Genomic DNA, 14,225 nt, shown 5'->3' on the forward strand with positions numbered 1-14,225 from the left:
GTCAACCCTTGCGCGCATGGGCGCGCATGGCATCCCATTGCTCGTCGGTCCAATCCTGCATGGCGCGGAATGTCGGGCCGCCAACGCCCTGCATCCAGCGACCGCCGTCGATCACGATCATGTCTCCAGTGATATAGCCCGATCCCTCCGAAGCCAGATACGCGTAGAGGTCGGCGAGTTCGCTGTGATCGCCGAAGCGCCGAAGCGGCACCGAGCGTTCCTGCGGTTCGACCTGCGAACCGGGCGGATACAGCTGCTCCCATGCTCCCGGCGTCGGAAAGAGGCCAGGGGCCACCGCGTTCAGCCGAATGCCCTTCGGCCCCCACTCGACGGCGAGGCTGCGCGTCATTGCGAGCACACCGGCCTTTGCCGCCGCGGAGGGCACCGTAAAAGCCGAGCCGGTCATCGTGGGCGTCGACACGGTGCTGATCACGTTGCCCTTGTGACCCGCATCGATCCAGCGCCTGCCCGCGGCGATCGTGCAATAAAAGCTGCCATGCAGAACGATGTTGAGGACCGCATCCACTGCGCGCGGCGAGAGGCTTTCCGTGCGCGCGATGAAGTTCGCCGCCGCGTTGTTCAGCAATACGTCGAGCGGGCCGTCCTGCCAGATGATGTCCATCATCGACTCGACGGACTCCGCGCTGCGCACGTCTGCCGATACGGTCGTGATGCGCGCGCCGGGCATCGCCGCGCGGAACTCATCGGCCGTCGCATCGAGCACCTCCTTGCGGCGACCGCAGATGACGAGATCGGCGCCGAGTTCGACATAGCGCCGGCCGATGCTCTTGCCGAGACCGGTGCCGCCGCCGGTGATCAGAATTCTTTTGTGCTTCAGCAGGTCAGGCGTAAACATAGGCGTTGAATGTCCAGTAGAAACAGCAACGGAGAACGGCGGCTTCAGGCGCCGGTAAATACCGGCTTGCGCTTTTCCATGAAGGCGTTCACGGCTTCCGCATGATCGTTGGTCTGACGCGTCAGCGGATTGAGGTCGATCTCGAGGCGGCACGCGTCTTCGATCGAATTGCCCGCGTTGACGAGACTCGCCTTCAGTAGCGCCAGCGTCACCGGTGGATAGCTCGCGAAGCGAGACGCGGCCGCGATCGCCGCATCGAGCGCGCACCCGCTCGCGGCAATCTCGCTGACCAGGCCGATACGGCGCCCCTCGGCTGCGTCGATCACGTCGCCTTTCAGCATCAGTTCCCGGGCCTTGCCCCCGCCGACCTTCTGCGGCAAAGTCCAGAGAATTCCGGTATCGGGCAGCAATCCGACCTTGCCGAACGCGCAGGAATATTTCGCCGTCTCCGCACTGACCACGAAGTCGCAAGCCGCGGCGAGCGAGAGGCCAGCGCCACAACACGCTCCCTCTACGGCTGCGACGACCGGCTTCGTGCCCGTGTAAATCAGCTTGAAAAGGCGTACCCCCACCGCGATGCGTTCGCGCAGCGCCAACAACGATGGCGTGGCCTCCTGCATTTCGGACAAGTCGCCGCCTGCGCAAAAATGACCGCCGGCGCCCGTCAGCACGATTGCCCTGGTGTCGGGGTCGTCATGCATGAGCCGCTGGAACACGTCGGTCAACGCGAGACGCATCTTCATCGAGAATGCATTGCGGCGCTCGGGATAGCTCATCGTGACAACGGCTACGTCGCCTTCGCGACGAACCTGAACGATTGGGTCGCTGCCCGCTGCCATTTGCTCTTGTTCGATACTCATCGCATCACTCCCCCGCCGTCACTCGCCAGTGAAAACCGGCACGGTGTGTTCGAAAAACGCCTTGCTGGCAGCCTGATGGTCCTTCGACCGGCGCAGAATGGGCTGATAGTCGATCTCGGCTCGCAGCGCGCCATCCATCGTCGTCGCGGCATTCGTGAGCGCTTCCTTGAGGAGTGCCACGCCGAGCGGCGGCAGATCGGCCAGGCCACGCGCAACATCGATTGCTTTTGCGCGTGCGGCGCCGGGCTCGACTACTTGATTCGCGAGGTGAATCGATCCAGCCTTGTTACCGTCGATCTCCGTGGCGAGCGAGAGCATCTCCTTGGCGCGGGCCATCCCGATGCGCTTGGGCAGCGTCCATAGAATGCCGGTATCCGGGATCAGGCCGACGCGCAGAAAAGCCGCGCAAAAACGCGCGTTCGATGCGGCAACGACATAGTCGGTCGCGACCGCGAGCGAGAGTCCCGCGCCGAAGGCCACGCCTTCGACGGCTGCCACAACGGGCTTGGGACCGGCCAGCATTTCGCGCACCACGACACACGATTCGGCCAGAATCTCGCGGCTTTGCAAGATCGTGCGCTGAGTCATTTCGGAGATGTCGGCGCCCGCGCAAAAGTGTTCACCCGCGCCGGCCAGGACGATCGCACGCGACTCGGCGTCATCGACCATGAGGCGATGCATCGTGTCGCGCAGCATCTGGCGCATCTGCCGGCTCATGGCGTTGCGACGCCGAGGATTGTTCAAGGTCACGATCGCGACGTGCCCCTCGCGCGTCACCTCGATCAGCGGCGCGGCGTCGGTGCCTGCAGTTTGCTTTTCGCTCATGATGGCTTCCTTCAGTCGGCCACGAAGACAGGCTTGCGCTTTTCCATGAAGGCGCTCACGGCTTCCTGATGCTCGCGGCTGCGGCGCAGGATCGGCTGCACGTTGACTTCGGTTTCGATCGCGTCGTCGAGCGTGTGAATGCCCGTGGCGAGCGCGCTCTTCAGATGTGCCATGGCCACCGAGGGGAGTTCCGCGTACCGTTGCGCCACTTCCATCGCCGCATTCAACGCATGGCCGGGCTCGACAACTTGGTTGGCAAAGCCGGTCTCGCCCGCTTCGATGCCGTCGAACTCTCGCGCGCTCAACATCAGCTCGCGTGCAAGACCGCCGCCTACGCGTTGCGAGAGCGACCAGAAGAGCCCCGTGTCGGGCAGCAACCCCACCTTGACGAACGCACTCGCATATCGCGCGGCCGAAGACGTGACGATGTAGTCGCACGCCGCGGCGAGTGAAAGACCCGCGCCAAACGCAAACCCTTCCACGGCGCCGACAACGGCTTTCGGACCTTCGACCATCAGCCTGAAAATATCGAGCGGCAATTGATTGCGCTGACGATATTCAAGTACCTTGCGCGTCTGCATCTCCGAAATGTCGCCGCCCGCGCAAAACGTATTACCGGCGCCGGTCAGAACAATCGCGCGGCAACTGTCTTCGCGATGCATCAGCCGATAAAGTTCCGCGTACAACGCCTCGCGCATTTTCAGCGAAAACGCATTGCGCCGTTGAACATAATTCAATGTGACGATCGCGATTGCGCCGTCTTGCCGGACTGCTACGATCTCTGCCATCAGAGCGTTTCCTGCGTTCCGAGAATCACCGTGGCCTGGCTCGACAGCACGCCACCGTTGCCGTGCGCGATCGCGAGCTTTGCGCCCGCAATCTGGCGGTCGCCGGCGCGGCCCGTCAATTGCCGCATCGATTCTTCGATCAGGAACAGGCCATACATGCCGGGGTGAACGCAGGACAAACCGCCGCCGTTCGTATTCACGGCAAGACGACCGCCCGGCGCAATGGCGCCGTCCGACACGAAGCGGCCGCCTTCCCCTTTCGGGCAGAAGCCGAGATCCTCAAGAAAAAGAATGGTGTTGATCGTGAATGCGTCGTAGAGCATGGCGACGTCGATATCGCTTGCCTTTACGCCCGCCATTTCATACGCGCGCCGGCTTGATTCGGCCGCGGCGGTCACAGTCAGATCCGGCATGCTCGCGATTTCGCGGTGCGAAGTGGCCGAAGCCGCGCCGAGCAGATATACCGGCTTGGCGGTCAAATCGCGCGCCCGGTCGGCCCGCACCATGACGACGGCAGCCGCGCCGTCGGTCACGAGGCAGCAATCGCGCACCGACAGGGGGTCCGATACGAGACGCGCGCCCAGCACATCGTCGATCGATAGCGGCGCGCGCACGTACGCCTCCGGATTCAACTGTGCCCACTTGCGCGCGGCCAAGGCGACCTCGGCGAGATGTTCGCGCTTCGTGCCGTACTGGTGCATATGACGCGCCGCCGCAAGCGCATATGACGATACGGGGTTCATCGGCTTGTACGGGCTCTCCCAGGGCGAAGGCCGCGACGACTGCACGAGCTTGCCCGCCGCGCTGCGCTGGTTGCTCCCATAGGCGATCAACGCAACGTCGATCTGCCCCGTCAGCAACGCCATCGCCGCCGTGTGGGCGTAGATCTCGAACGCCGAGCCGCCGCTGCGGTTGTTGTCGGTGAACTTCGGGTTAATACCGAGGTATTCGGCAAACGTAAGCCCCGAGAGCATATCGTCCGGCGTGCAGACAAAGAGTCCGTCCACGTCGCCTGGCGTGAGGCCGACTTGCGCCAGTGCGTCGACGGACGCACGCGCCGCAAGGTCCATCGACGACAGGCCGGGTGCTTCGCCAATCCCAGATGTGGCGCCTGCCACCAGTGCGGTACGCCCGCGCAAGTTGAAGTCCATTCGATCTACCTTTTATCGGTGCGCCCGGGTCTTGACGGCCGGTTGCGGGGTTAGCGGGTGTCAGGCCGGTTCGAATACAAGCAATGCCGCGTCCCCCCGGTACACCACCTTCGCCTGCACCGGCATGCCGATGCGCACGGCCTCCGGCTCGATGCCCTCCACGCAGCTGAGCATGCGCACACCCTCTTCCAGATCGATCAGTGCAACGTTGTAACTGGGCGTGGGCGCTTTCTGGCGCACGACCGTGGTGGAATAAACCGTCCCCTTGCCGGAAGCCTCGACCCACTCCAGGTCGCGCGCCCCGGTAACGGGCTCGGCCACGCGCGGGTAGAAGACATAGCGGCCGCTGCCGCGGCTGCGCTGGATCATCAAGCGGCCCTCGGCCAGAAACTTCTGATAGTCGACTTCAGGACAAAGAGAGTCCATTCCCCGCTCCTCCAAATCGTTTTGCCACAGGCTCACGCCGATGAGAGCCGCAATATCGGGTGAACGTAAAACGTATACACGAACGATGTTCCAAATACTAAACGCACTGGAAGCGCCCTGTCAACGGCGGGAAAGCGCTGTCATGCCCCGCCGCGCAAGGCTGACACTACATCGCGGGAAATGCTGAACCTACCCCGGACAAACCCGCGGCGGCTTGTTTCCGCGCTTGACGTCTCCTGGACCATTCGTTTACTTTATCGAACATTGTTCATGTTTTCGAAGACTGATGCCGAGCGATGTTCAGGAGAGGCCAGCGGGGGAAGGTTTCCCCACTCCGGACGCGAACCACGGCCTGGCACACCGTTAGCAAGAGAGCCCGAAGTGACATACGAACTAACAGACGACCAGGTTCAGATCCGCGACCTCATCCGGCGCGTCGCGAGGGAGCGCGTGGCGCCGCGCGCCGACGAGATCGACCGCACGGCCGAGTATCCGCATGACATGTACGCACTACTTAAGGAATTGGGCCTCTTCACGCTACCGTTCCCCGACGCGTACGGCGGCGCTGGGAGCGTCATGTCGGCCTGTATCGCTGTCGAGGAGTTCGGACGCGTTTGCTACAACACCGGCTATCTTCTAGTCGTGCAGTGGACGCCGTTCGGCGCCATTCTCGAAGGCGGCACTGAAGCTCAAAAGGCGCGCCTGCTACCGGGCCTGGCCTCGGGCGAGCTGCGCGGCGCGCTTTCCATCACCGAAGCACAAAGCGGCTCCGACGTCTCCGGCATCCGCACCACGGCGCGACGCACAGAGGGCGGCTATGTGCTGAACGGTTCGAAGATCTGGTGCACGAATTCGCATATCGCCGACTTCATCCTCGTCGCGGCGAGGACGCTCGATGAGGAAGGCCAGCCGCTCGGGATCAATCTTTTCATCGTCGAGCGCAACACGCCCGGCCTCGCGATCGGCAATGAGGAAGACAAGATGGGTGCCCGCGGCGTAGCGTCGTGCCCGCTTTATTTCGACGACGCCTTCATCCGTTCCGAAGACCGTCTCGGCCCGGAAGGCGGGCAAGGATTCAAGGTGGCCATGGAGGCGCTCAACACGAGCCGCCCCATTGTGGCCGCGCGCGCGGTCGGCATCGCGCAGGGCGCGATTGATCACACCGTCAAATTCATTCAGGACCGCGTGGCATTCGGTCAGACCATCAGCAACTTCCAGGGCGTGCGCTGGATGATCGCCGACATGGTGACGCAAACGGAAGCCGCGCGCCAGTTGGTCTATCGCACCGCGTCGCTCGTCGACGCCGGCGTGCGCGGCCGGGAACTGGCCCCGATGGCCGCGATGGCGAAGATGTTCGCGTCCGATGTCGCCATGAAAGTCGCGACCGACGCCGTGCAGCTCTTTGGCGCGGCCGGCATCTCGAACGAATATCCGATCAACCGCTATTTCCGCGACGCAAAGGTGGTGCAGATCATTGAAGGCACCAACCAGATTCAGCGAAACATCATCGCGGACAACGTGCTTGGCCGCGTCAGGAAAAACTGACAAGACAGTTCGGCAAATGGGCAAGCGACAATAAAGAGGACAGGCAAATGGAAGAAATCGAAACGGTTGGCTTGGGGATTCACTGGGAAGACCTGCCCATTGGACGCAAGTTCAAGACCGTCGGCCGCACGGTCACCGAGACCGATGTCGTCAACTTCGTTTCCGTGACCGGCATGCTGGAGGTGCTGTTCACGAACACCGAATTTCTCCGGGAGCAATCGGCCATCAAAGGGCGCGTCGCGCCGGGCGCGCTGGTTTTTACGCTGATGGAAGGGCTGCTCACGCAAGCCACCATGCAAGGCGTCGGCTTCGCGTTCTTGAACATGGAACTCGACATCAAAGGTCCGACGTATGTCGGCGACACCATTCATGTGGAATGCGAAGTGACCGAATGCCGGCCAAGCAAGGGACGACCCGGGCTTGGACTCGTGCGTACGCGTAATCGCGTGATCAAGCAGGACGGCACGGAAGTGATGGTCTATACGCCGCTCAGGCTCGTGAAGGGCAAAGAATACAAGGCTTGAGCATGCACAACCCCCAACAACCGCTGCAACGGGCGACCGGACCGTTGGCCGGCGTCCGCGTGATCGATCTGACCATCAATGTGCTCGGCCCCGTCGCGACGCAGCTTTTGGGCGACATGGGTGCGGATGTCATCAAGATCGAACCGCCCGAAGGCGACCAGAACCGCAAGAACGGTCCCGGCCGTAACCCGGACATGGCGGTCTTCTACACGATCATGAACCGCAACAAGCGCAGCGTGATCCTGAACCTCAAGCAGGCCGAATGCCGCGAGGCGTTGCTCAAGCTCGTCGAGACGGCCGATGTCATCGTGCACAGCATGCGCCCGAGCGCGGCTGAGCGGCTCGGTATCGACTATGACAGCGTGAGAGCGCGCAACCCCCGCATCGTGTACGCATCGGGCGCGGGCTATCGCATCGACGGTCCCCACAAGGACCGCCCCGCTTTCGACGACGTCATCCAGGGCGAAAGCGGCATCGCCGCGATGAACCGCGATGCGGACGGATCGCCACGCTACTTCCCGACGGTGATCGTGGACAAGTTCTGCGGCTATGTGCTGGCGTCGTCGATCGGCATGGCGCTTTATCACCGCGAGCGCACGGGCTCGGGTCAGCTCGTTCACGTGCCGATGTTCGAGACGATGCTGCAGTTCAATCTATTCGAGCATCTGTGGGAAGGCGCGCTAGGGTCGAACGATGGGACCGGTCTCGGCTATCCGCGCATGTTCTCGCCGCATCGCCGGCCCTATGCGACAAAGAACGGTCACATCTGCCTGCTTGCGGTGAACAACGAACAATGGCGCCGCGTGCTGCGCGCGATCGATGCGGCTCACCTTCTCGACGATCCGCGTTTTTGCCACATGGCGGAACGCATGCGCAACATCAACGAGCTTTACCGCATCGTCGGCGACGCCATCCTTACCAAGACCACCGAGGAGTGGAACGCCATTTTCGCCTCGGCCGACGTGCCTCACGGTCCCGTGCGCGACCTGAAAGACCTGATGCAGGACACGTACCTGAAGGAGACCGGGTTCTTCCAGCGATTCGAGCACCCGACGGAAGGCGAGATGGTGATGACCTCGATTCCAGTTCACTTTTCCGAGTCTCCGGGCAATGTGCGCTATCTGCCGCCGAATCTCGGCGAGCACAGCGTCGAGGTTCTGATCGAAGCGGGCTACGGCGCGGATGAGGCGCGCGCGCTCGTTGCGCGGGCCACGGGGAAAGGCGAGGCGGTTTCGGAAGCGCTCAGCAAAGACTAATCGGCGCGCGAGCGCCTGGCACATCACGGAGGGAATCAATGAAGGGGCTCAAGGATAAGGTCGTCGTCGTTACAGGCGCCGCAGGCGGGATCGGAACGGCAATCAGCAAGCGGTTCGGCGAAGAAGGGTCCACCGTCGCCCTGTTTGACCTCAATCAAGAAGGCGCCGAACGTGTCGCGGCCGAAATCGAGGCGGCAGGCGGAAAGGCGCGCGCGTATCGCGTCGACATCACGGATCACGAAGGCGTCCACGCTGCCGTCGCCAAGGTCGAGCAAGAGCTCGGGCCGATCGAAGTGCTCGTCAACAACGCCGGCTGGGACATGGGCGCCTTCTTCCTGCAAACCGAAAAGCCGTTCTGGGACAAGGTCGTCGCTATCAATCTCTATGGACCGCTCAACATGCACCACGCCGTGCTCAAGCGCATGGCCGAACGCGGCCGGGGCCGCGTCGTCAATATTTCCTCGGATGCGGGACGCGTGGGTTCGTCGATGGAAGCGGTGTACTCGTTCTGCAAAGGCGGCCTGATCGCATTCACGAAGACGATGGCGCGCGAGATGGCGCGTCAGCAGATCCCCGTCAATGTCATATGCCCTGGCCCCACCGCGACGCCGCTTCTCGACAACCTCGCGCAAGGCGAAAAAGGCGAGCGCATCAAGGCCGCGCTCGTCAAGGCCGTGCCATTCGGGCGCATGGGTGAGCCTGGAGACATCTGCGGCATGGTCGCCTTCCTCGCAAGCGACGATGCAGCCTTCATCACCGGCCAGGTCATCAGCGTGTCCGGCGGCCTGACCATGGCCGGCTAAACGGCTCGGCCAGCGACATCCAACAACCACATCGGAACGCGACATGGAATTCAAGGACATTGTTTATCAGGAGGCCGATGGGGTCGCCACGATCACCATCAATCGCCCGAAGGTCTATAACGCATTCAACGCCAACACCTGTGAAGAGCTCATCAAGGCTTTCGGGCTCGCTGGATGGAACAAGGATATCGGCGTGGTCGTGCTCACGGGCGCCGGCGACAAGGCGTTCTGCACGGGCGGCGACCAGTCCGGCGACGGCTACAACGGGCGCGGCACCGTCGGCCTGCCGATCGAGGAACTGCAAAGCATCATTCGCGACATTCCGAAGCCCGTGATCGCGCGCGTGAACGGCTATGCGATCGGCGGCGGAAACGTGCTCGTGACGATCTGCGATCTCGCCATCGCTTCCGAGACCGCGATCTTCGGCCAGGTCGGCCCGAAGGTGGGCTCGGTCGATCCCGGCTTCGGCACGGCGTACCTGGCGCGCATCATCGGCGAGAAGCGCGCGCGGGAAATCTGGTACCTGTGCCGCAAGTACAGCGCGAAACAGGCGCTCGACTGGGGTCTCATCAATGCGGTTGTGCCGCCCGAGCAACTCGATGCGGAAACGAAGAAGTGGTGCGATGAAATTCTGCAGATGAGCCCGACCGCCATCGCACTCGCGAAGCGCTCCTTCAATATCGACACGGAGAATATCCGCGGCATCGGCGCCTTTGCGATGCAGGCGCTCGCGCTTTACTACGAGACGGATGAATCGAAGGAAGGCGGCAATGCATTCCGTGAGAAGCGCAAGCCGGAGTTTCGCAAGTATGTGAAGTAAGCAGGTGCGCGCGCTTTCGGGGCGATTTGCGGGATGACGAGCCGCCCCGAGGTTGCGCGCATTGTTGTCACCCGGTCGGCCTACGTCACCAGCGCATTTAACCGGTTCATTGCGAGCGCGGCATCGTCGATGATCTCGTCGAAAATCGCCTCGACTCGTTTGATTGCATCGGCAAAGATCGCCGCATGGCCATAGTCGATCATGCCCTTGCGCGTATCGCCGGTCACGTAGGCCTGGTGCGCAAGTGCGCCCATCACGTGAGGACGGAACTGCTCGAATTCAGTCACCTGCGCGCGATCCAGTTCCAAGACCGCTTCTGCGCTCTCATTACGCAGCACGCGGTGGTGATCGCGAATCGCAGATTTGACGACGACGCTTTCGCTGCCGTCTCCCGCCACCACCTTTGCCTTGATGTCGGGATGAATCCACAGTTCGTCGGCAACCATCATGCGCGTGCCCATGATCACGGCGTCCGCGCCCATCGCGAGGACGCCCGCAAGTTGCCGCCCGGTGCCGATGCCGCCGCCGATCACGACAGGCAAGCCGATTTCGCGAGGCGCCTGCGCCGCCTGCACAATGCTGCCAATTTGGTAGATGCCGGGATGGCCGCCGCATTCATTGCCGACGACGATCACACCATCGACACCCATGCGCACCGCCGTATGCGCATAGCGCACAGCGGGCACCTTGTGCAAAACCTTGATGCCCGCTTCCTTCAGCAGCGGCACGACCGCTTCGGGGCTTGCGCCGGCCGTCTCGACACAAGCAACCTTCTCGTCAATCAGGATGCGGATCTGCTCCTTGACTCGCTCCGCACCGCCCGCTTGCCGCGATAGGTAGAGATTGACGCCGAAGTTCTTCCCACCGGTGAGTTCGCGGCAGATGCGTAGCTCGTTGCGGAATTCGTCGGCGTCGGGAAAACCGGCCCCCACAATGAATCCCATGCCGCCCGCATTGACGACGGCCGCGACATAGCGGGCGTCTGACACGCGTGGCCCGAGACCACCGCAAAGTATCGGGTGACGGATGCCGAGCAGATCAGTGATCCGCGTCTTCAACAATTGTGGGCGCACCGTGCGTTCCCTTCCTGCAATTCAGTTGAATGAGACGGTGTGACCGCCGCCCACTGCGCTGGTTTGTCAATTGCTGTAGCGCCTTGCCATGCGAGCCCAGTCGGTTATTGCCCCGCTTGCCACGCCATGCCGCCGTTCTGCTTTCTCTCCGCCAGCGCAGCCTTCTCGATGCGCAACGCCTCGTGCAGCGACGCCAGTGCGCCCTGATCGATCACGCGCTTGACGGTTGCGACGAGATCCGGACGGCGGCTCGCGATCGTCCTCGCGAGGGCCCCAACACGCTCCATCAATTGATCGTGTGCGACGACCTCGTTGACGAGACCAATGCGCAATGCCGTGGCCGCGTCGAGCGGATCGCTCGTCAAGCTGATCTGCTTGGCCCACCTCGGCCCGACGATATACGGGAGCCTGGCGGTCATGCCGCCGCCGGCAAGCGCGCCGATTTTCGTATGAGTGTCGGCGAAGCGCGCTCGCTCGGAAGCGATGATGAAATCGCATCCCATCGCAAGCTCGAGTCCGCCAGTGACGGCAGCGCCGTTGACTGCCGCGATTGCGGGCTTCGAAAGGCGCGGCCACATGTCGATCATTTCCGCTACGCACGCCCGCGGCGCATCGGGCGCGGAAAAATCGTTCAAGTCGAGTCCCGCGCAAAATGCCGGATCGGCGCCCGTCACAATCAGCACCCGCAGGCTCTCGTCCGCTTCGAAGTCGCGCAAGGCATCGACGAGCGCGCCGGTCAGCGCAAGGTTGAGTGCGTTTCGCGCATCGGGCCGATTCAGGGTAAGCGTGAGAACGGCGCCCTCACGTTGCAGGCCGAGCCAATCCGCTTGTTTTACGGTCATGACGACACCTCATGCATGTTCAAGCTGCCGCAGCCAACGCCTCGTCCTGAATGCGGCATGCGTAGCGATTCAGGTGATATTCCATGTTGCCGAACAACACATCGAGCACCAGATGCCGGCGATAGTGATGGCCAACCTTGTATTCGTTGGTGATGCCGTAGCCGCCGTGCAGTTGAATACCCTGCTGCGTGACGAACTTCGCGCTGCGCGTGGTCTGCGCCTTGCACCCCGATATCTCCACGCTGCGGTGCGCGCCGTCTTCGCCAAGTGCGAGCAACGCGCGGTGTGAGGTCGCGCGCGCCTGCATCGCATCGATCGCCATGTCGGCCATGCGGTGCTGCAGCGCCTGGAAACTTCCAATCGCGACGCCGAATTGCTTTCGCGTCTTGAGGTATTCCGCGGCGAGCTCGATCACGTCTTCGATGTCGCCGACGAGCTCGGCGCAGATTGCGACGATCGCTTCGTCCACGGCAGCCTGCAGCCCATCGAACGCATTCCCTGCTTCGCCAAGCACGTCCGCTTCGGCAACGATGACGCCATCGAGCTGTACGTCGGCGGACGGCGTGCCGTCGAGCAGCGCGCACGTCTTGAGCGACACGCCCGCCTGCTTCGGATCGACACGGAACACGCCGATACCGCCCTTCTCGTCGGCCGCGCCCGCCGTGCGGGCGACGACGAGCAGCCGGTCAGCAACGGGCGCGCCCACCACGATCGTCTTGTATCCGTCGAGCCGCCAGGTGTTGTCGACAGTTCGCTTCGCCGTGGCGCTCACATAGTGCACCTGTCCACGCGCCTCTCGCTCGCTGTGGGCGACGGCATAGATCATTTCGCCTGCCACCATGTCACCGAGCCATGCCTCGCGCTGCCCTTCACGGCCACTGCGCGCAACGAGCGACGCCGGAAATACGCCGCACATCACATAAGGCTCCAGCACGAGTGCGCGGCCGAACTGCTCGGCCACGATCGCGCTTTCGACGGGCGAAAAACCCATGCCGCCCATGCTTTCCGGAACGGCAACACCGAGCCAGCCCATCTCGCCGAACGCGCGCCATGTCTCGCGCGAGAAGCCACCCCCTTGCGACGCCAGTTTGCTGCGATGCTCGAACGTATAGCTCTTTTGCAAGAAGCGCTGCGCGCTTTCCTGCAACATGCGCTGTTCGTCGCTCAACTCAAAGTCCATGCTGCATCCTCTGTAGAAAACGCCGGGCCGCCCCAAGTTCTCTGCCCCGCGGGCACGGCATCACAGGCCAAACATCGCCTTGGCGATGATGTTCCGCTGGATTTCGGCCGTCCCCCCATAGATCGTGCAAGCGCGGCGATAAAAGACCTCCGCCGCGAGCCCCGGCGCGTACTCAGGTCCAGGGAACGAAGCGCCGCGCAGTTCACGCTCTTCGTTCGGATCGGCATAGAACACGGCGCCATAGTCTCCAATCACCTCGAGCAGCATCTCCGTGAGCTTCTGATGGAGTTCCGATCCGCGCACCTTGAGCATCGACCCGATCGCCATGCCGCCGCTGCGCTCGTCGATTCCCTGGTGCAGAATCTTTTGCACGGCCATGTCGATTGCGCGGACCTCCAGTTCATGCTGCGCAAGCCGCGCGGCAAACGTCGGATCCGCAATGAGCGGCTTGCCGGCCGCCCGTTCACGAGACGCGTAGTGCCGGACCTTGCGCAGATAGCGCTTGAGCGCGGGCGCTTCGGCGCCGAGGAACGCACGCTCGTTGAAAAGGAGAAACTTCGTATATCCCCAACCCTTGTTCACCTCGCCGATCAGGTTCTCGGCCGGCACGCGCACGTTGTCGTAAAAGACTTCGGCGAGATGGTGGCAGCCGTCCAGTGTGCCGATGGGCCGCACGGTGACGCCCGGGGAGGACATATCGAGCAACAGGAACGAGATGCCCTTTTGCGGCTTGGCCTCAGTATCGGTGCGGACCAGCACGAAGTTCCACTGGCCGTAGCTGCCGAAGCTCGTCCAGATCTTCTGTCCATTGACGATGTAGTGGTCTCCCTCGCGCACGGCCGTCGTCCGCAGCGATGCGAGATCGGAACCCGATCCCGGTTCCGAAAAGCCCTGCACCCAGAACACTTCGCCGCGCTGAATAGGCGGCAGAAAGCGTCGCTTCTGCTCTTCGTTGCCGAACTCGCAGATCACCGGCCCGACGAGCGAGACGCCGGCCTGATTCTGCGCCGGCGCGCCTGCCAGATAGCACTCCTCTTCGAAGATGTAGCGCTGCATGGCGGTCCAGCCCGTGCCACCGTCTGCAACCGGCCAATGCGGCACCGACCACCCGCGCGTTTCGTGCAGGATGCGGGTCCAGCGCTGGGAATCGTCGTCCCCGGCGAGGAAACCCTGCTGCCCACGAAACGCCAGGTCCGCCGGCAAATGTTCCTTGAGGAACGCCCGCACTTCGTCACGGAATTCGATGTCCGCAGGGTCTACGCGAAAATCCATTGTT

15 protein-coding genes are annotated in these 14,225 nt (G+C 62.8%); 5 read left to right on the forward strand and 10 right to left on the reverse strand.

Annotation, left to right across the window (positions count from 1 at the left end; translation table 11 throughout):
- Position 1 precedes the first annotated feature (1 nt).
- The 6 genes from B0G57_RS07195 to B0G57_RS07220 are packed head-to-tail and all read right to left on the reverse strand — an operon-like array spanning position 2 to position 4,906.
- A complete protein-coding gene (locus tag B0G57_RS07195; protein WP_102606985.1) occupies positions 2-856 on the reverse strand; it encodes an SDR family oxidoreductase in 855 nt (284 codons plus the stop codon).
- Between the two features lie 44 nt (positions 857-900).
- Entirely contained in the window at positions 901-1,716 is an 816-nt protein-coding gene (locus tag B0G57_RS07200; protein WP_102606986.1) for an enoyl-CoA hydratase/isomerase family protein, read from the reverse strand.
- Between the two features lie 18 nt (positions 1,717-1,734).
- A complete protein-coding gene (locus B0G57_RS07205; RefSeq protein ID WP_102606987.1) occupies positions 1,735-2,541 on the reverse strand; it encodes an enoyl-CoA hydratase/isomerase family protein in 807 nt (268 codons plus the stop codon).
- An 11-nt stretch (positions 2,542-2,552) separates the two neighbouring features.
- Positions 2,553-3,329, reverse strand: coding sequence for an enoyl-CoA hydratase/isomerase family protein (locus tag B0G57_RS07210; RefSeq protein WP_102606988.1), 777 nt, complete (start codon positions 3,327-3,329; stop codon positions 2,553-2,555).
- Complete coding sequence (locus tag B0G57_RS07215; protein ID WP_102606989.1) at positions 3,329-4,480, reverse strand: thiolase; 1,152 nt, start codon at positions 4,478-4,480, stop codon at positions 3,329-3,331. Before B0G57_RS07215 ends, B0G57_RS07210 begins: the two co-directional genes overlap by 1 nt.
- 60 nt (positions 4,481-4,540) lie before the next feature.
- On the reverse strand, positions 4,541-4,906 hold the full coding sequence (locus B0G57_RS07220) for a Zn-ribbon domain-containing OB-fold protein (RefSeq protein ID WP_102606990.1): 366 nt from the start codon (positions 4,904-4,906) through the stop codon (positions 4,541-4,543).
- Positions 4,907-5,287: 381 nt separating this feature from the next.
- Here B0G57_RS07220 and B0G57_RS07225 point away from each other — a divergent pair, with 381 nt between their 5' ends.
- Genes B0G57_RS07225 through B0G57_RS07245 form a run of 5 tightly spaced genes read left to right on the forward strand, consistent with a single transcriptional unit; the run spans position 5,288 to position 9,854 of the window.
- Positions 5,288-6,451 (forward strand): acyl-CoA dehydrogenase family protein, encoded by a 1,164-nt coding sequence (locus B0G57_RS07225; protein WP_102606991.1) that lies wholly within the window; start codon positions 5,288-5,290, stop codon positions 6,449-6,451.
- Positions 6,452-6,498: 47 nt separating this feature from the next.
- Positions 6,499-6,975 carry a MaoC family dehydratase gene (locus B0G57_RS07230; protein WP_102606992.1) on the forward strand — a complete coding sequence of 159 codons (477 nt, stop codon included), beginning with the start codon at positions 6,499-6,501 and terminating at the stop codon, positions 6,973-6,975.
- A gap of 2 nt (positions 6,976-6,977) precedes the next feature.
- Positions 6,978-8,231 (forward strand): CaiB/BaiF CoA transferase family protein, encoded by a 1,254-nt coding sequence (locus tag B0G57_RS07235; RefSeq protein WP_102606993.1) that lies wholly within the window; start codon positions 6,978-6,980, stop codon positions 8,229-8,231.
- 38 nt (positions 8,232-8,269) lie between these two features.
- Entirely contained in the window at positions 8,270-9,034 is a 765-nt protein-coding gene (locus B0G57_RS07240) for a glucose 1-dehydrogenase (protein ID WP_102606994.1), read from the forward strand.
- Positions 9,035-9,077: 43 nt separating this feature from the next.
- Positions 9,078-9,854 carry an enoyl-CoA hydratase-related protein gene (locus B0G57_RS07245; RefSeq protein ID WP_102606995.1) on the forward strand — a complete coding sequence of 259 codons (777 nt, stop codon included), beginning with the start codon at positions 9,078-9,080 and terminating at the stop codon, positions 9,852-9,854.
- 80 nt (positions 9,855-9,934) lie between these two features.
- On the opposite strand, the gene B0G57_RS07250 is transcribed toward B0G57_RS07245, so the two are convergent.
- The 4 genes from B0G57_RS07250 to B0G57_RS07265 all read right to left on the reverse strand — a co-directional run bounded on the left by B0G57_RS07250 (position 9,935) and on the right by B0G57_RS07265 (position 14,221).
- A complete protein-coding gene (locus B0G57_RS07250) occupies positions 9,935-10,927 on the reverse strand; it encodes an NAD(P)H-dependent flavin oxidoreductase (RefSeq protein WP_102606996.1) in 993 nt (330 codons plus the stop codon).
- A gap of 104 nt (positions 10,928-11,031) precedes the next feature.
- Positions 11,032-11,769 (reverse strand): enoyl-CoA hydratase, encoded by a 738-nt coding sequence (locus tag B0G57_RS07255; protein WP_102606997.1) that lies wholly within the window; start codon positions 11,767-11,769, stop codon positions 11,032-11,034.
- 19 nt (positions 11,770-11,788) lie between these two features.
- Positions 11,789-12,949 carry an acyl-CoA dehydrogenase family protein gene (locus B0G57_RS07260; RefSeq protein ID WP_102606998.1) on the reverse strand — a complete coding sequence of 387 codons (1,161 nt, stop codon included), beginning with the start codon at positions 12,947-12,949 and terminating at the stop codon, positions 11,789-11,791.
- A gap of 60 nt (positions 12,950-13,009) precedes the next feature.
- The gene (locus B0G57_RS07265; RefSeq protein WP_102606999.1) at positions 13,010-14,221 is read right to left on the reverse strand and encodes an acyl-CoA dehydrogenase family protein; all 1,212 of its coding nucleotides are present in this window, start codon (positions 14,219-14,221) and stop codon (positions 13,010-13,012) included.
- Positions 14,222-14,225: the final 4 nt, after the last annotated feature.

It is taken from the genome of Trinickia symbiotica (assembly GCF_002934455.1).
In the GTDB taxonomy this organism is placed as follows: domain Bacteria; phylum Pseudomonadota; class Gammaproteobacteria; order Burkholderiales; family Burkholderiaceae; genus Trinickia; species Trinickia symbiotica.